General features: G+C 71.7%; 18 protein-coding genes and 1 tRNA gene. 5 read left to right on the forward strand and 14 right to left on the reverse strand.

Annotated elements, in window-relative coordinates:
• Positions 1-4: 4 nt before the first annotated feature.
• From GA0115233_RS00295 to GA0115233_RS00315, 5 genes are all read left to right on the forward strand, one after another.
• A complete protein-coding gene (locus GA0115233_RS00295; protein WP_255309998.1) occupies positions 5-1138 on the forward strand; it encodes an amidohydrolase family protein in 1134 nt (377 codons plus the stop codon).
• Positions 1139-1180: 42 nt separating this feature from the next.
• Complete coding sequence (locus GA0115233_RS00300; protein ID WP_176711593.1) at positions 1181-1708, forward strand: NUDIX hydrolase family protein; 528 nt, start codon at positions 1181-1183, stop codon at positions 1706-1708.
• Between the two features lie 156 nt (positions 1709-1864).
• Entirely contained in the window at positions 1865-2302 is a 438-nt protein-coding gene (locus GA0115233_RS00305; protein ID WP_093717954.1) for a Fur family transcriptional regulator, read from the forward strand.
• Positions 2303-2335: 33 nt separating this feature from the next.
• Positions 2336-4555: a catalase/peroxidase HPI gene (gene katG / locus GA0115233_RS00310; RefSeq protein WP_093717955.1), complete on the forward strand. Its 2220-nt coding sequence runs from the start codon at positions 2336-2338 to the stop codon at positions 4553-4555.
• Positions 4556-4636: 81 nt separating this feature from the next.
• A complete protein-coding gene (locus GA0115233_RS00315) occupies positions 4637-4924 on the forward strand; it encodes a DUF1905 domain-containing protein (protein ID WP_093717956.1) in 288 nt (95 codons plus the stop codon).
• Positions 4925-4987: 63 nt separating this feature from the next.
• On the opposite strand, the gene GA0115233_RS00320 is transcribed toward GA0115233_RS00315, so the two are convergent.
• From GA0115233_RS00320 to GA0115233_RS00385, 14 genes are all read right to left on the reverse strand, one after another.
• Positions 4988-5064 (reverse strand) — tRNA-Pro (locus GA0115233_RS00320).
• An 80-nt stretch (positions 5065-5144) separates the two neighbouring features.
• A complete protein-coding gene (locus GA0115233_RS00325) occupies positions 5145-6428 on the reverse strand; it encodes an MFS transporter (RefSeq protein ID WP_093717957.1) in 1284 nt (427 codons plus the stop codon).
• A gap of 117 nt (positions 6429-6545) precedes the next feature.
• A complete protein-coding gene (locus tag GA0115233_RS00330; protein WP_176711585.1) occupies positions 6546-6905 on the reverse strand; it encodes an MmcQ/YjbR family DNA-binding protein in 360 nt (119 codons plus the stop codon).
• A 38-nt stretch (positions 6906-6943) separates the two neighbouring features.
• A complete protein-coding gene (locus GA0115233_RS00335; RefSeq protein ID WP_093717959.1) occupies positions 6944-7450 on the reverse strand; it encodes a GNAT family N-acetyltransferase in 507 nt (168 codons plus the stop codon).
• Complete coding sequence (locus tag GA0115233_RS00340) at positions 7447-8025, reverse strand: helix-turn-helix domain-containing protein (RefSeq protein WP_093717960.1); 579 nt, start codon at positions 8023-8025, stop codon at positions 7447-7449. The genes GA0115233_RS00335 and GA0115233_RS00340 overlap by 4 nt, the downstream gene beginning before the upstream one ends.
• Before the next feature lie 33 nt (positions 8026-8058).
• Positions 8059-9453 (reverse strand): B12-binding domain-containing radical SAM protein, encoded by a 1395-nt coding sequence (locus GA0115233_RS00345; protein ID WP_255309999.1) that lies wholly within the window; start codon positions 9451-9453, stop codon positions 8059-8061.
• Positions 9454-9473: 20 nt separating this feature from the next.
• A complete protein-coding gene (locus GA0115233_RS00350) occupies positions 9474-10376 on the reverse strand; it encodes a LysR family transcriptional regulator (RefSeq protein WP_093717962.1) in 903 nt (300 codons plus the stop codon).
• Positions 10377-10393: 17 nt separating this feature from the next.
• A complete protein-coding gene (locus GA0115233_RS00355) occupies positions 10394-11587 on the reverse strand; it encodes a glycine C-acetyltransferase (protein WP_093717963.1) in 1194 nt (397 codons plus the stop codon).
• Positions 11588-11606: 19 nt separating this feature from the next.
• Complete coding sequence (gene tdh, locus GA0115233_RS00360; RefSeq protein ID WP_093717964.1) at positions 11607-12635, reverse strand: L-threonine 3-dehydrogenase; 1029 nt, start codon at positions 12633-12635, stop codon at positions 11607-11609.
• A gap of 165 nt (positions 12636-12800) precedes the next feature.
• On the reverse strand, positions 12801-13373 hold the full coding sequence (locus GA0115233_RS00365) for a GAF domain-containing protein (RefSeq protein WP_093717965.1): 573 nt from the start codon (positions 13371-13373) through the stop codon (positions 12801-12803).
• A gap of 58 nt (positions 13374-13431) precedes the next feature.
• Positions 13432-14055 carry a GTP-binding protein gene (locus tag GA0115233_RS00370; protein WP_093717966.1) on the reverse strand — a complete coding sequence of 208 codons (624 nt, stop codon included), beginning with the start codon at positions 14053-14055 and terminating at the stop codon, positions 13432-13434.
• Positions 14033-14404, reverse strand: coding sequence for a DUF742 domain-containing protein (locus GA0115233_RS00375; protein WP_093717967.1), 372 nt, complete (start codon positions 14402-14404; stop codon positions 14033-14035). The genes GA0115233_RS00370 and GA0115233_RS00375 overlap by 23 nt, the downstream gene beginning before the upstream one ends.
• A 2-nt stretch (positions 14405-14406) precedes the next feature.
• Positions 14407-14841 carry a roadblock/LC7 domain-containing protein gene (locus GA0115233_RS00380; protein WP_093717968.1) on the reverse strand — a complete coding sequence of 145 codons (435 nt, stop codon included), beginning with the start codon at positions 14839-14841 and terminating at the stop codon, positions 14407-14409.
• Between the two features lie 68 nt (positions 14842-14909).
• Positions 14910-16694 (reverse strand): sensor histidine kinase, encoded by a 1785-nt coding sequence (locus GA0115233_RS00385; protein ID WP_093717969.1) that lies wholly within the window; start codon positions 16692-16694, stop codon positions 14910-14912.
• Between the last annotated feature and the right edge of the window lie 358 nt (positions 16695-17052).

Consider the following 17052-nt stretch of genomic DNA (forward strand, 5'->3'; position numbering starts at 1 on the left):
CCCCGTGCACGAGGCGCTGGCCGCGCTCCGGCTCGTCGACCACCACTGCCACGGCGTGACGACCGGGCCGCTGGACCCGTCCGGCTTCGAGTCCCTGCTGACCGAGGGCGCCGCCTGGCCCGGGATCTCCCCGTTCGACACCCCGGCGGGCGTCGCCGTACGCCGCCACTGCGCCCCCGTGCTGGACCTGCCCCGGCACGCCTCGCCGGACGCCTACCTGGCCCGCCGCGCGGACCTCGGCCCGGACGAGGTGAACCGGCGCTTCCTGGCCGCCGCGGGAGTGGACGCGCTGTGCGTGGACACCGGGTACGCCCCGCTCCCCCTCACCTCGCCGCACGAGCTGGCCCGGGCGGCCGGTGCCGCCGCCTTCGAGGTCGTACGGCTGGAGAGCGTCGCCGAGTCGGTCGCGCGGGCGGGCGTCGAGCCGGACGAGTACACCGCCGCCTTCCGCCGGGCCGCCGAGGACGCCGTGCGGGCGCCCGGTGTGGTGGCGGTGAAGTCCGTGGCCGCCTACCGGACCGGCTTCGCGCTGGACCCGGCGCGTCCGACGCGGGCGGAGGTCACCGAGGCGGCCCGGCGCTGGCTGGCGGCGGGAGGACGGCTCGACGACCCGGTGCTGGTACGGGAGTTGCTGTGGACGGCCGTGGACCTGGGGCTGCCGCTGCAACTGCACACCGGGTTCGGGGACGGTGACCTCCGGCTGGCCGGCGCGGACCCGGCCCTGCTGACGGACTGGCTGCGGCTGATCGCGGGCACGATTCCCGTGCTGCTCCTGCACTGCTGGCCGTACCAGCGGCAAGCCGCCTATCTGGCCGCGGTGTTCGAGCAGGTGTACCTCGATGTGGGGCTGACCCTGCACCATGTCGGCCCCGCACGCGCGCGTGCCGTTCTGGAGGAGGCGCTGGAGATCACCCCGTTCCGCAAACTGCTGTACAGCTCCGACGCCTACGGCCTCGCCGAGTTCCATCTGCTGGGGGCGGTGTCCTTCCGCCGGGGCCTGGGCGCACTGCTCCAGGACCGCGTGGACGCCGACGAGCTGAGCCCGGACGACGCGTTACGCCTCGTCCGGTGGACGGGCTCCGGCAACGCCCGCCGCCTGTACGGACTTCCCTCCGCACCTGTCCCCTGTCGCGACTGAACGCGCGTCGATCCCGGAAAGTATGATCACTCAATGTCTGATATGACCGAAACCACCCCCGGCTGGCTGACCTCCGACGAGCTGGAGATGGCCCGCGCCCGGATGCCGATCCTGTACGTCGAGGCCGTACCCGTGCGCGTCGACGACAGCGGCGAGGTGACCAGCATCGGCCTGCTGCTGCGGATCGGACCCGACGGGACGGTCAGCCGGACCCTGGTCTCCGGCCGCGTGCTGCACCACGAGCGGGTGCGCGACGCGCTCCTGCGCCACCTGGAGAAGGACCTCGGCCCGGTCGCCCTGCCCCGCGTCCCGACCTCCCTGCAGCCCTTCACGGTGGCGGAGTACTTCCCGACCCAGGGCATCACGCCGTACCACGACCCGCGCCAGCACGCCGTCTCCCTCGCCTACGTGGTGCCGGTGACCGGCGACTGCCGCCCCCGGCAGGACGCCCTCGACCTGGTGTGGTTCAGCCCCCAGGAGGCACTGTCGCCCGCGGTGCAGAGCGAGATGCCGGGCGGCCACGGCGTGCTGCTGAAGCAGGCGCTGGCGCATGTGGGGTGCGTGATCTGACGCTCCCGGAGCGTTTCTCGTGCGAGCCCCGAGGCGGAGGCGAGGGGTGTGCGGGAGGGTGCCGCGACGCCCCTCCCCGCCCTGCCCGGAGCGCGACCTAAATTGGACTGGTTCGTTTTCTTGAACCGTTCGTGTTTTTGAGGGTAGGTTCGGCGCATGAGCTCGTCCGGAACCCCGTCCACCGCCGAGGAGCTGCGCGCCGTCGGCCTGCGGGTCACGGCCGCCCGGGTCGCCCTGCTGGAGACCGTCCGCGGCGGCGACCACCTGGGGGTCGAGGCGATCGCCTCCGGCGTACGGGACCGCGTGGGCCATGTCTCCCTGCAAGCCGTGTACGAGGGCCTGCACGCCCTGACCACGGCGGGGCTCGTCCGTCGTATCGAGCCGGCCGGCAGCCCGGCCCGGTTCGAGGGGCGCGTGGGGGACAACCACCACCACCTGCTGTGCCGGTCGTGCGGCGCGATCGCCGACGTCGACTGCGCGGTGGGCGACACACCCTGTCTGACCGCCTCCGACGACCACGGCTTCGCGATCGACGAGGCCGAGGTCATCTACTGGGGCGTATGCCCGGACTGCTCGACCGCACGGACTCCCTGAGCACGAGATCCACCAAGCCCGGAAGGATTCGCCATGGCTGAGAACCCCGACGCAATCGTCACCGATCCGAAGACGGAGGAGACGGGGGGCTGCCCGGTCGCGCACGGACGTGCCCTGCACCCGACCCAGGGCGGCGGCAACCGCCAGTGGTGGCCGGAGCGCCTCAACCTGAAGATCCTTGCCACGAACCAGCCGGCGACGAACCCGCTCGACGAGGAGTTCGACTACGCCGAGGCGTTCAAGAACCTGGACCTCGCGGCCGTGAAACGGGACATCGCCGAGGTGCTCACCACCTCGCAGGACTGGTGGCCGGCCGACTTCGGCAACTACGGCCCGCTGATGATCCGTATGGCCTGGCACAGCGCGGGCACCTACCGCATCAGCGACGGCCGCGGTGGCGCCGGTGCCGGTCAGCAGCGCTTCGCGCCGCTGAACAGCTGGCCGGACAACGGCAACCTGGACAAGGCCCGCCGTCTGCTGTGGCCGGTGAAGAAGAAGTACGGCCAGTCCATCTCCTGGGCCGACCTGATGATCCTCACCGGCAATGTGGCGCTTGAGCAGATGGGCTTCAAGCCCTTCGGCTTCGCGGGTGGCCGCGAGGACGTCTGGGAGGCCGACGAGGACGTGTACTGGGGTCCCGAGCAGACCTGGCTCGACGACCAGCGCTACTCGGGCGACCGTGAGCTGGAGAACCCGCTCGCCGCGGTCCAGATGGGTCTGATCTACGTCAACCCCGAGGGCCCCAACGGCAACCCGGACCCGATCGCCGCCGCCCGCGACATCCGTGAGACCTTCCGCCGGATGGCGATGAACGACGAGGAGACCGTCGCCCTCATCGCCGGTGGCCACACCTTCGGCAAGACCCACGGCGCCGGTCCCGCCGACCACGTGGGCGCCGACCCCGAGGCCGCCTCCATGGAGGAGCAGGGCCTGGGCTGGAAGAACACCTACGGCACCGGCGTCGGCAAGGACGCCATCACCTCCGGCCTTGAGGTCATCTGGACGTCGACCCCGACCCAGTGGAGCAACGGCTTCTTCAAGAACCTCTTCGAGTACGAGTACGAGCCGGACACCAGCCCGGCCGGTGCCCACCAGTGGATCGCCAAGGACGCCCCGGAGATCATCCCGGACGCCTTCGACCCGGAGAAGAAGCACCGCCCGCGGATGCTCACCACCGACCTGTCGCTGCGCTACGACCCGATCTACGAGCCGATCTCGCGCCGCTTCTACGAGAACCCGGAGGAGTTCGCGGACGCCTTCGCGCGCGCCTGGTACAAGCTGACCCACCGTGACATGGGCCCGAAGTCGCTGTACCTCGGCCCGGAGGTCCCGGAGGAGACGCTGCTGTGGCAGGACCCGCTGCCGGAGGCCGAGGGCGAGCCGATCGACGCCGCCGACGTCGCCGCGCTGAAGGCCAAGCTCCTCGACTCGGGTCTGACCGTCTCCCAGCTCGTGTCCACCGCGTGGGCGTCGGCCTCGACGTTCCGCGGCAGCGACAAGCGCGGTGGCGCCAACGGCGCCCGGATCCGCCTGGAGCCGCAGCGCGGCTGGGAGGTCAACAACCCCGACGAGCTGGCCCAGGTGCTGCGCGTCCTGGAGGGTGTCCAGGCGGAGTTCAACGCCGCGGGCGCCAAGAAGGTCTCCCTCGCCGACCTGATCGTCCTCGGTGGTTCGGCCGCCGTGGAGAAGGCCGCCAAGGACGCCGGTGTCGAGGTCGAGGTGCCGTTCTCGCCGGGCCGCGTGGACGCGACCGAGGAGCACACGGACGTCGAGTCGTTCGCGGCGCTTGAGCCGACCGCCGACGGGTTCCGCAACTACCTCGGCAAGGGCAACCGCCTGGGCGCCGAGTACCTGCTGCTGGACCGGGCGAACCTGCTCACCCTGACCGCGCCGGAGATGACCGTCCTGGTCGGCGGTCTGCGGGTGCTGGGCGCCAACCACAACGGCTCCAAGCACGGTGTCCTCACCGAGACCCCGGGCAGGCTGACCAACGACTTCTTCGTCAACCTGCTCGACCTGGGTACGAAGTGGTCGGCGACCTCTCCGGACCAGACCACCTTCGAGGGCCGTGACCTGGCCTCGGGCGAGGTCAAGTGGACCGGTACCCGCGCCGACCTGGTCTTCGGCTCCAACTCCGAGCTGCGGGCACTCGCGGAGGTCTACGCGAGCGACGACGCGAAGGAGAAGTTCGTGACCGACTTCGTCGCGGCATGGGCCAAGGTCATGGACCTGGACCGCTTCGACCTGGTCTGAGCGGACCGCCCCGCCTCCGGGCCGGCCGACACCCGTCGGCCGGCCCGGCCGTCTGTCGTCTCTTCGAAACGAGGCTGCCTGTTGGAACTCGCCTTCACCGGCCAGGTCATCGAGTGGCGCGGTCCCTCCCCGTACTACTTCGTTCCCGTACCGGACGAGGAGTCCGCCGACATCCGTGAAGTGGCCTCCACGGCCACGTACGGCTGGGGTGTGATTCCCGTGGACGCCCGCATCGGCGTGGTGGAGTTCACGACGTCCCTGTTCCCGAAGGACGGCTGCTACCTCCTGCCCCTGAAGGCCGCGGTCCGCAAACCGCAGGGCCTGTCGGCGGGCGACCGGGTGGCCATCGAACTGACGGTCCGGCTGTAGGGGGCCGGACATGGCTGAGGCCGTCCTCTCGATGAGAAGACGGCCTTCGACCTGCTGTGAAGCTGGTCGGGACGACAGGATTTGAACCTGCGACCCCTTGACCCCCAGTCAAGTGCGCTACCAAGCTGCGCCACGTCCCGATCCCGTCTGACCTGGGGTTTCCCCGGGCCGAACGGACAGGGCAACCATACCGCACTCGGCTCGCCGGTCGCGCACCGGTTTATTCGGCGCGGGCGCGTTCCGGCTCGTCGGCGGGCAGTGAGCGGGCGGCCGGGGCGTCGGCGCGTTCCAGGTCCCGTATGGGACGTACCGCGAGCAGGATCGCGGCGACGACCACGCTCATCACGCCCGCGATCAGGAGCACGTTCTCGGCGCCGAGGGCGGAGGCGGAGGGGCCCGCCAGGGCCTGGCCGACCGGCATCATCGCCAGCGAGCCCGCCACCTCGTAGGCGTGGATGCGGTTCAGGACGTCCGCCGGGACCTGGGTCTGCACACTGGTCGCCCACATCACGCCCCAGAAGGACATGCCCGCCCCCGCCAGGGCGGCGCCCGCCGCCATCGCGGGCACGTCCAGGCCGAGGCCCACGGTCGCCGGGAAGCCGACGAAGGCGAAGAGGCTGATCGCGCCCGCGCGCAGCATCCGGCGCGGACGCAGCCGCAGGGCGAGCAGCCCGCCGACGACCGTGCCCGCGCCGAGGGCGGAGTTGACCAGGCCGTAGGCGCCGGCGCCGTGCTCCTGGACCACCTCGGTCGCCACCAGGGGCAGGCTCGGGCCCCAGACGGTGAGCATGTACAGGCACCAGACGGCTATCACGCCCCACAGCCAGGTGCGGGACCGGAACTCCCGCCAGCCCTCGACGAGGTCCGCCCGGAAGGTGCTCGGTTCCGGGGTGGTCCCGGCGGGAAGCGGCGGCAGCCGGAGGAGGAGCAGACACAGGGCGCTGACCGCGTAGGTCGCGGCGTGGGCCGCGAAGACCCCGCCTGGGGAGGCGAGGCCGACGAGCAGACCGGCCAGGGCGGGGCCGCCGAGCTGGGCGGCGGACTCCGCGACGCGTATCGCGCCGTTGGCGCCCTGGACGTCGCGGGCGAGGCGGGGGGTGGTGCTGGCGACGCCGGGCTGGAAGACGGCGCTGGCGACGCCGTTGACGAAGCCGATGGCGCAGATCTCCCAGAGCACCACATGGCCGCTGAAGAACAGGGCCGCGGCGAGCGCCTGGGTGCCGAGGCGGACCAGGTCGGAGCCGATCATCAGCAGGCGGGTGGAGAAGCGGTCGGCGATCACCCCGCCGAGGACGACGAACCCGGCGAAGGCGGCGGCCGTCGCGGCCATGGCGAGGCCGACGGCGCCCGCGCCGTGGCCGTGCTGGAGCAGGCCCGCGGCGAGGGCCACCGGGAGCATGGTGTCGCCGAGCCGGGCCACGGCGCGGGCGACGAAGAACAGGGCGAAGTCGCGTGACCACACCGGGTGGCCGTGGGCACTCCCCGCCGGTGACCCCTTCGCCATACGCCCCGCACCCCTCCCCGCGCCCCGGCACCGGTGGGAGCCGGGGCCCCCTCCGCCCCGGCTCTCACTCCTGTGGCCGGATCATGCCACGGGGCACTGACAACGCCGGAGGGTATTTCAGCTGTCGGACGGCAGACCCAACTCGGGGTAGGCGTCGAGCAGTCGGGTGGGCGCCGCCTGCCGCCAGGAGTCGGCGAGGATGTCACGCAGTTCGTCCTCGTCCTCCAGCGCCGCGAGGCGTACCCGTACCCAGGCGAACTGCGCCTCGTGGTCGGCGATCCAGAACTTCTCCGGCTCGGCCAGGACCAGTTCGTCGCGCTCCTCCTTGGGGCAGCGCACGGCGATGGACGTCTCGTCCTCGGGCAGTGTCGCGAACATCTTCCCCGCCACCCGGAACGTGGGCATGCTCCAGGCGATCTTCTCCGTGGTGTCCGGCAGGGACAGGGCGATACGGCGTACGTCTTCGGCATCCTGCATGGCAGGCACCGTAGCCGCTCGCACTGACAGTCACCCGGTCACGGCGTCGGGCGCTTGTAGTAGAGGGTGGTGCCGCGCAGCACCCCGGCGGGGTCGGCCGCGTAGTCGGGGATCACGCCGACCCGGGTCCAGCCCGCCGAGCGGTACAGGTGCTCGGCGGGGCTGTCGGTCTCGGTGTCGAGGTGGAGCAGGGTGATGCCCTCGGCGGCGGCCGCGCGCTCGGCGGTGTCCAGGAGCCGTCGGCCGAGGCCGCGTCCGCGGGCGGTGCGGTGGACCATCAGCTTGACCAGTTCGGCTGGGTGGCGGCTGTTGGGCTTGTCCGGGTAGGCCAGGCTGACGGTGCCCATGACGCGGCCGTCCTCGACGGCCACCCATACCGCGTACGGCCCGGCCGCGCGCTCCTTCCACCAGGACTCCGCGAGCGCCCGGTCCATCGGCGCGAGGAAGCCGACCGAGGCGCCGCCGTCGACGGTGTCGACCAACAGGTCCGCCAGCTCCCCGGCGTGGGCGAGGAGTTGCTCCGGGTCCAGGCGTACGACGTTCACGGCAGCACCACCGCCAGTACGTAGCGCACCTCGTCGGGGCCGGGGCACCGGAAGCGTGTGGGGCCCCACACGCGCAGGCGCAGGCAGTCGCCGACCTCCAGGTGGTGCTCGGTGTCCTGGGCGGAGACGTCGAGAGCGCCCTCAAGGACCCAGATGTGCTGTTCCAGGCCGGGTACGGGCGGCCGGTCGTAGGAGATGTCGGCGCCCGCGGCGAGCCGTCCCTCGACCAGTTCCCCGCGCAGCCCCGGGTGCGGCGGGGACACGGACCGGCGTACGAAGCCGGAGGCCCGGTCCTGCCACACCGGCTGCTCGGCGGCGCGCACCAGTCCGGCGGGTTCGGACTCGACCTCGCTGAGCAGCCGGGACATGGTCTGCCCATACACCCCGCACAGCCGGTTCAGCAGGGCCGCGGTGGGGCTGATCTCGGCGCGTTCGGCGCGAGACAGGGTGGACTTGCTGACCCCGCTGCGTTCCGCCAGTTCGCCCAGGGACCAGCCGCGTTCGGCCCGCAGGGCGGCCAGCCGGGTGCCGAGGCGCACGTCGACGGGGTCGGTACAGTTCTCCGCCTGTTTCATATTCGGGACTCTATCCCAGATATGAAACAAAGGTCAGTTCTTGCCCCCGAACGCGGCCAGGGTCCGCTCCAGCGCGGGCAGTGCCCGTACCACCCGCTTGGAGCGGATCAGCAGGTCCCAGGCGGGCTCGAACTTCTTCCAGCCGCCCGCGTAGGCGAGGTGCCGCAGCCGTTCGTGGGTGCCCGGCTGCGCTCCGGAACCCCGCCAGATGTTGGACCAGCGGTAGAAGTCGCGGTAGGCCCGCCAGTAGCCGTCCTCCAGCTGGCGCGGGGTCATGTTCCTGGGCCGGTAGACGACATGGCGGGTGTCGTACAGGTCCCAGTCCCGGTGCACGATGCGGTCCTCGGCCTCCATCTGCTTCCACAGCCCGGTCGAGGGATACGGCGTCATGATGTGGAAGGTCGCCGTCTCGATGCCCTGCTCCACCGCCCAGGCCACGGTCCGGTCGAAGACGTCCGGCCCGTCCTGGTCGAGCCCGAAGACGAAGCTGGCGTTGACCATGACCCCGGCGTCGTGCAGACGCCGTACCGCCGCGTCGTAGTCGGTGCCGATGTTCTGGTTCTTGCGGCGCTCGGCGAGGTTGGCGTCGTTGACGGTCTCGAACCCGACGAACAGACTGCGCAGCCCGGCCTCCACCGCGCGCTCCAACAGGTCCGGTTTGAGCACGGAGTTGACCGTTCCGGCCGCCTGCCACAGCCGTCCCATGCCCTTCATCCCGTCGAACAGTGCCTCGGCGAAGCGGCGGTTGCCGAACAGGTGGTCGTCGAGGAAGTACAGGTGCTTGCCGGGCAGCCGCTCGATCTCGGCGAGGGCGTCGTCGACGGCCTGGGTGTAGAAGGACTTGCCGCCCTCGAAGAAGGCGTCCTTGTAGCAGAAGTCGCAGTGGTGCGGGCAGCCCCGGGACACGACGATGGAGTTCGGCACCAGGTAGAGGTGACGCTTGATCAGGTCCCGCCGCACCGGGGGCAGTCCGGCGAGGGTGCGGGTCGTGGAGTCGTAGCGCGGGGCGGGCACTTTGTCCCTGAAGTCCTTCAGGAACAACGGCCAGGTGTCCTCCCCCGGCCCGGTGAAGATCGTGTCGGCGTGCGCCGCGGCCTCCTCCGGCAGCGAGGTGACATGCAGTCCGCCCATGGCGACGTGCACACCCCGGGCGCGGAAGTGGTCGGCTATCTCGTAGCTGCGCCGGGCCGAGGTGATGTACGGCTGGATCACCAGCAGGTCGGGGGTGTCCAGGGCCTCCAGGTCGATCCGCTCGACGTGCTCGTCGTGGAGCGTGACCTCGTCGTCGTCATCCAGGTACCCCGCCAGGGTGGCGAGCCCCAGTGGCGGGAACAGCGAGTACTTGATGGGCCGGAACAGGGGGCTGGTCGCCTCGGTCAGGGCCGGGAGGATCATCGTCACGCGCATGCCAACCCAGACAGCGGTCACGGGGTGGCCGGTTCCCGCCCCTACCCCTCGGCCGCGGCGCGCAGCGCGTCCAGCACCTGCCGGATCAAGGGATGCTCCTCGGCCCCGCGACGAACCGCCGCGAACACCCGCCGGGTCGGGGCCACCCCGTCCACCGGGCGGATGGCCACCCCCGTCAGGTCCATGCCGCGCAGCGCCGAACGGGGGACCAGCGCCACGCCCGCGTCGGCGGCGGCCAGGGCCACGACCGCGCGGAAGTCGTCGGAGGAGTGTTCCAGGCGGGGCTGGAAACCCGCCGTCTCGCAGGCGAGGACGACCACGTCGTGACAGGGGTTGCCGGGGTACGGGCCGATCCACGGGTCCTTGGCCAGCTCGGCCAGCGGCACCTCGGCGAGGTCGGCCAGGCGGTGGCTCGTCGGGACCACGGCGTCGAAGGGCTCGGCGTACAGCGGGACGTGGGTCAGCCGGGGATCGTCGGCCGGCGGGGCGCCCCGGTACTCGACGGCGACGGCGATGTCGACCTGCCGGTCCAGCACCATCGGCAGGCTGGCGTCGCCCTCGGCGTCCTGCACCCGCAGCCTTATGCCGGGCGCGCTCCGGGCGAGGTGGGCCACAGCCGGGGCGACGACCTGGGCGATGCCGGTGGCGAAGGCGGCGACGGTGACCGTACCGGCCTCACCGGAGCCGTAGGCGGCCAGTTCCGCCTCGGCCCGCTCCAGCTGGGCGAGGACGGCGTTGGCGTGGTTGAGCAGGATCTCACCGGCCGGGGTGAGCGTGACGCCCTTGGCGCCGCGCTCCACCAGCCGGTGCCCGGTCTCCTGCTCCAGCGCGGTGAGCTGCTGGGAGACCGCCGAGGGCGTGAGGTACAGCGCGGCGGCAGCCGCCGTCACCGTACGGTGGTCGGCCACCGCACGGAGGATGTGGAGCCGCCGCGCTTCGATCACGCCTCGATTGTCTCAGGTCAGCCGGCCAGCTCCGCACGGGCGGAGACGAAGGCGTCCACGGCCCGGTTGACGTCCTCGGTGGAGTGCGCCGCGGACAGCTGGACGCGGATACGGGCCTGGCCCTGCGGCACCACCGGGTAGGAGAAGCCGATCACGTACACGCCGCGCTCCAGCAGCAGCTCCGCCATCCGGCCCGCCTGCGCGGCGTCGCCGATCATGACGGGCGCGATGGCGTGGTCGCCGGGGAGGATGTCGAAGCCCTCCTCGGTCATCCGGCGCCGGAACAGCTCGGTGTTCTCGCGCAGCCGTACGCGCAGGTCGTCGGCGGACTCCAGCAGATCCAGCACCTTCAGCGAGGCCGCGGCGATCACCGGGGCGAGGGTGTTGGAGAACAGGTACGGACGCGAGCGCTGGCGCAGCAGGGCGACGATCTCGGCGCGGGCGGCGACATAGCCGCCCGAGGCACCGCCGAGGGCCTTGCCGAGGGTGCCGGTGATGATGTCCACGCGGTCCATCACACCGTGCAGTTCGGGGGTGCCGCGCCCGCCGGGGCCGACGAAGCCGACGGCGTGCGAGTCGTCGACCATCACCATGGCGTCGTAGCGGTCGGCGAGGTCGCAGATCTCGCGCAGCGGCGCCACATAGCCGTCCATGGAGAAGACGCCGTCGGTGACGATGAGGCGGCGGCGCGCGTCGGAGGCGTCCTTGAGCTGACGCTCCAGGTCCTCCAGGTCGCGGTTGGCGTAGCGGAAGCGGCGGGCCTTGGACAGGCGGATGCCGTCGATGATGGAGGCGTGGTTGAGGGCGTCGGAGATCACCGCGTCCTCGGGGCCGAGCAGGGTCTCGAAGACACCGCCGTTGGCGTCGAAGCAGGAGGAGTACAGGATCGTGTCCTCCTGGCCGAGGAAGGCGGACAGCCGCGCCTCCAGCTCCTTGTGCACCTCCTGCGTGCCGCAGATGAAGCGCACGGAGGCCATGCCGTAGCCCCAGCGGTCCAGCGCCTGGTGGGCGGCGGCGATCACCTCGGGGTGGTCGGCCAGGCCGAGGTAGTTGTTCGCGCAGAAGTTCAGCACCTCGCCGGGGCGTCCGCCCGCGCTGACGTTGACGGTCGCGGACTGCGGGGTGTCGATCACCCGCTCCGGCTTGTGCAGACCGGCGGCACGGATCTCGTCGAGGGTGGCGCGCAGGTCGTCGCGCACGGAGTCGAACATCGCAAAGGCTCCTAAGGGGTCACACAGTCCAGTCGAGGATGACCTTGCCGCCGCGGCCGCTCGCGGCGTCGGCGAAGGCCGCCTCGAAGTCGTGGTAGCCGTACCGGCCGGTGATCACGGGGGCGAGGTCGAGGCCGCCCTCCAGCAGGACCGACATCGCGTACCAGGTCTCGAACATCTCCCGGCCGTAGATGCCCTTGATGGTGATCATCGAGGTGACGATCCGGGCCCAGTCGACCGGGAACTCCTCGGCGGGCAGGCCGAGCATCGCGATCCGGCCGCCGTGCGTCATGTTGGCGATCATGTCGCGCATGGCCTCGGGGCGGCCGGACATCTCCAGGCCGATGTCGAAGCCCTCGCGCAGCCCCAGCTCCCGCTGCCCGTCCGCGATGGTCGTGTCGGCGACGTTCAGCGCCAGGCTCACGCCGACCTTGCGGGCCAGCTCCAGGCGCTCCTCGCTGACGTCGGTGATGACGACGTTGCGGGCGCCCGCGTGCCGGGCCACGGCCGCGGCCATCAGTCCGATGGGACCGGCGCCGGTGATCAGCACGTCCTCGCCGACCAGCGGGAAGGACAGCGCGGTGTGCACGGCGTTGCCGAACGGGTCGAAGATCGCGGCGACATCGAGGTCGACCGGGACCCGGTGCACCCAGACGTTGGCGGCGGGCAGGGCGACGTACTCGGCGAACGCGCCGTCCCGGCCGACGCCGAGGCCGACCGTCGCACGGCACAGATGACGCCGTCCGGCCAGGCAGTTGCGGCACTTGCCGCACACCAGGTGCCCCTCGCCGCTGACCCGGTCGCCGGGCTTGATGTCGGTGACGTCGCGGCCGGTCTCGACGACCTCGCCTACGAACTCGTGGCCGAGCACCAGCGGGGTGCTGATCGCCTGCTGCGCCCAGCCGTCCCAGTTGCGGATGTGCAGGTCGGTGCCGCAGATACCGGTGCGCAGCACCTTGATGAGGACGTCACCGGGTCCGATGACGGGCTCGGGTACGTCCGCGAGCCACAACCCCGGCTCCGCCTTCTCCTTGACCAGCGCCTTCACGCGTACGGCTCCCCTTGGGGTGAGTTCCCGGGCTCGGGCGTGCCGAAGAAGGCCCCGGACCGGGAGAAAAGGTGGTGTCGACTGCAATCTGCCGTACCCGCGCACCCCGGGTCCATCGAGGATTTCTTAACCGCCCCCCAAGCTCGCCTTCACGCCGCAACGCCTTCACGGCGCGAGCGGGTCCCCCTGCCGTTCCAGGCCCATGGCGAGGTCGGCGGCGGTGGACTTGATCGTCTCCAGCCCGGCCCTCCCCCAGGCCCTGGGCGTCAGATCGGCCACGCACACCGTGCCCAGCACCATCCCGGTGCTGTCGATCAGCGGCGCCCCCAGATAGGACCGGATGCCGAACTCGTCCACGACCGGATTGCCCGCGAATCTCGGATAGTCGAGCACGTCCTCCAGGACCAGCGCCTTGCGCCGGACCACCACATGCGGGCAGAACCCGTGGTCGCGCGGCAGCACCCGCCCCATCTCCGGACTGCTCCCGTCTCCCTTGCGGTAGGTACCGCGGGCGGGCCTGCGCAGCCCCGCGAAGAACTGCCGGTGCTCGTCGACGAAGTTGACCATGGCGTACGGCGCCCCGGTCGCGTCGCCGAGCCGGTCGGCGAAGGCGTCGAGGGCGGGGTCGGCCCGCTCCCCGAGCCCCAGACTGCGCAGTCGGCGCGCGCGGGCGGGGGCTTCGCCGTCCTGCGGGGTGAGCAGCAGACGACCGGCCGGACGGGGCGGGTCGTAGCTCATCGGCGCACTCCCTCGGTGTGGACGTATGGCATGGTGGCGGGCTCCGTGGGGTGTGCGGTCACATGTGGGCACCGTGGCCGGTGGCGTGGGCGGGGGTGTGGGCGATGAGATGCCTGACCAGGGTCAGCAGGGTCTGCACGCCCGAGCTGGAGATCCGGGCGTCGCAGCGCACGACGGGGATCTGCGGATCGAGGTCGATGGCGGCGCGGACCTCCTCGGGGTCGTAGCGGTAGGCGCCGTCGAACTCGTTGATCGCGAGGATGAAGCCGAGGCCGCGCTGTTCGAAGAAGTCGACGGCGGCGAAGCAGTCCTCCAGACGTCGGGTGTCGGCCAGCACGACGGCGCCCAGGGCGCCCTCGCACAGCTCGTCCCACATGAACCAGAAGCGCTCCTGTCCGGGCGTGCCGAACAGATAGAGCACATGCTGCGGGTCGAGGGTGATCCGGCCGAAGTCCATGGCGACCGTGGTCTCGACCTTGTTCTCGATACCGTCGAGGTTGTCGGTCGCGGCGCTGACCGTGGTGAGCAGCTCCTCGGTGCTGAGCGGCGCGATCTCGCTGACGGCGCCGACGAAGGTCGTCTTGCCGACCCCGAAGCCGCCCGCCACGAGGATCTTCAGCGCGGTGGGGAACGGGTCCGCGCCCGCGCCGCCCGCGTAGTCAGAGCTGTCGTCGTAGTCCATCGAGCACTGCCTCCAGAAGGGCCCGGTCAGTGGGGTTGTGGTGGAACTCGGGGGGCTTGGTGGTGAGTGCCCCGCAGTCGACGAGGTCCGACAGCAGCACCTTGGTCACCGCCGCCGGCAGCTTCAGGTGTGCGGAGACCTCCGCGACCGACACGGGGGCGCGGCACAGGTCGAGCGCCACCGTGTGTTCGGGACCCAGATAGCCGAGGGGGGTCGCCCCGGTGGCCATCACCTGGGAGATCAGGTCGAGGGCGACGGTGGGCCGGGTCCGGCCGTTGCTGACCGTGAAAGGGCGCACCAGCCGTCCGGCCGCGTCGTCGAGCCAGGGCCCGTCACCGGCCGCCGCCACGCTCAATGCCTCGACGCCGACGGTTCGACGGCGTGCTGCCGGGGCGCGGTGACCAGGTACGGGCGGACGCTCTTGACCAGCATCGCCATCTCGTAGCCGAGGACGGCGGCGTCGGCCTCGCGGCCGGCCAGGACGGCGAGGCAGGTGCCGGAGCCGGCGGTGGTGACGAACAGCAGGGTCGAGTCGAGTTCGACCACGACCTGGCGTACGTCGCCGCCGTCGCCGAAGCGGACTCCGGCGCTGCGGCCGAGGGAGTACAGGCCGGAGGCCAGGGCCGCCATGTGGTCGGCGCTGTCGGCATCGAGGCCGTGAACCGACTTCACAAGGCCGTCGCAGGAGAGGAGCACCGCACTGGTGGTGTGCGGTACGCGCTGCACGAGGCCGCTCATCAGCCAGTCGAGATCGGATACATGGCCGGTCGGCGCTTCGCTCGCCATGGTGGATCGACTCCTTGAGGTACGAAGGTCTGCGGGAGCGCTGGGGGTGGGCGTGTACGCGTGCGTGGTCATCCGGCTGGTGTGCTCCCGTCGTGCCGGTCGGTGTGCTCGGAGTGGGACAGGTGCGTGGGGGTGTCCGGTATCCGCGCCGGGGTCACGTCCGTCTCCAGGAACTCCGCGGTCAGGGGGTCGAGTTGGTGCTCCGACTCCAGGTGCTGCTGGGCCTCGGCGAGGCCGATGCCGCGTTGGAAGGCGGCCATGAGTCCGGGGTCGTGGCCGGGCAGGTGCTCGGGTTCCTGGCGCGGCAGGGGGCCGTCGCGCAGTTGGGGTGCGATGTGCTCCTGGGCGCGGCGGCGGGGCAGTTGGGGTTTGCCCATGGTGCCGCGGACGGCTCCGGAGCGCGGGACGGGCGGGACGCCGTTGTGCTCGACGACGACGGCCCGGTCCTGGGGGCGGATGCCGGGTACGGCCTCGGCGATGGTGGGCCGCTCCTCGTGGGAGCCGCGCACGGGCAGGGGTACGGGGCCGCCCGCGGCCTGCGCCTTGGGGTGCTGCGGCGCCGGGCGTGCGGCGGGCCGCTGCGGTCCCGGTGCCGTCGGCACCGGTGCGCCCCCGGTGGCGCCCTCGTTCGCGGCGGGACCGCCGGAGTCGGCGCCGAGCAGGCCCTGCGGTACGACGAGGACGGCCTGGACTCCGCCGTAGATGTTGGTCTGCAGGCGGACGTTGATGCCGTGGCGGCGGGCGAGCTGGGAGACGACGAACAGGCCGATGCGGCCGTCGGCCAGCAGGCGGGCGACGTTGACCTGGTCCGGGTCGGCGAGCAGGGCGTTCATGCGCTCCTGCTCCTCGACGGGCATGCCCAGTCCGCGGTCCTCGACCTCGACGGCGAGGCCGGAGGTGACGAGGTTGGCGCGGAGCAGCACCTGGGTGTGCGGGGCGGAGAACACGGTGGCGTTCTCGACCAGTTCGGCGAGCAGGTGGATGACGTCGGCGACGGCGTGGCCGCGCAGGGTGCCGTCGATGGGCGGCACCAGCTTGACCCGGGAGTACTGCTCGACCTCGGCGATGGCGGAGCGCAGTACCTCGGTCATGGAGACCGGGTTGCTCCACTGGCGGCGGGAGACGGCGCCGCCGAGGACGGCGAGGTTCTCGGCGTGGCGGCGGATCCGGGTGGCGAGGTGGTCGACGTGGAAGAGCCCCTTGAGCAGGTCGGGGTCCTCCATCTCGTTCTCCAGCTCGTCGAGGATGGAGATCTCGCGGTGCACCAGGGACTGCAGGCGCCGGGCGAGGTTGACGAAGACTTCGAGTTTCTGTTCGTCGCCGGCCTGGCTGGAGAGCTGGGCGGCCTGGACGACGGAGGCGACGGCCCCGTCGTGGGCGCGGGCCAGGTCGGCGGCGAGGAGTTCGAAGTCGTCGGCGTCCTCGGGCGGGCCGCTGCGCGGTTTGCGCCGGGGCGGGGCGTCGCCGCGGCGCAGGGCGTCGACGAGGGCGCGCAGTTCGGCCTCGCCGCGGGCGGTGGAGCGGCGCAGGGCGCCGACGCGCTCGCTGACGGAGCGGGCGGTGCGGTCGGCGACGACGGCGGCGATCACGAGGGCCGCGAGGGCGACGGTCGCGGCGCCGCCGAGCATGCCCCACAGGGTGATGCCCGGCCGGGCGCCGGTGCTGCGGACGGTGAACAGCACGGCCGCGCAGGCGGCGAGGGCCACCGCGACGGGTGGGAGCACGGCGAGCCGGAGGAGCTGCGGCCGTATGTGCGTCTCGGGCAGCGCCGGGGCGGGGCGGGCGACCGGTCGACCGTGCCGCCCGCCCTCACGGCGGTCTGCGCGTGCGGCCGGTGCGCGGAGGTGAGACATCGGTGTCCTCGTGGCTGTGTCCGTCGGGCGTGGTCCTCACGACGCCCGGCTCGGTGTCCGCGCCGGGCGTGCGCCATCGCGGTGTCGGTCGAGAGAGCGGGAAAAACGGCCCTGCGTCGCCCGACGGACACTGACAGTAGTCGGCAAGGCAACATGTGCGGTGGGCAGTTGACAAACTCGTACGCGCAGCGCCCGGCTCTGGTATGGGCGCTCGGGCGACAGATCGTCAGCCCTCATCGAACGTCGTGCCGAAACGACCAACTGTCGATCACACCTGGTCAGAAGGTGTACCCGAAGAAGCATCAAGAGGCGGACAGCCTCTCGCTCTCCGCCCCTCGCCGTTCGCATTTTCTCCGCC

Source organism: Streptomyces sp. DI166 (assembly GCF_900091315.1).
Taxonomy (GTDB): Bacteria; Actinomycetota; Actinomycetes; order Streptomycetales; family Streptomycetaceae; genus Streptomyces; species Streptomyces fuscus.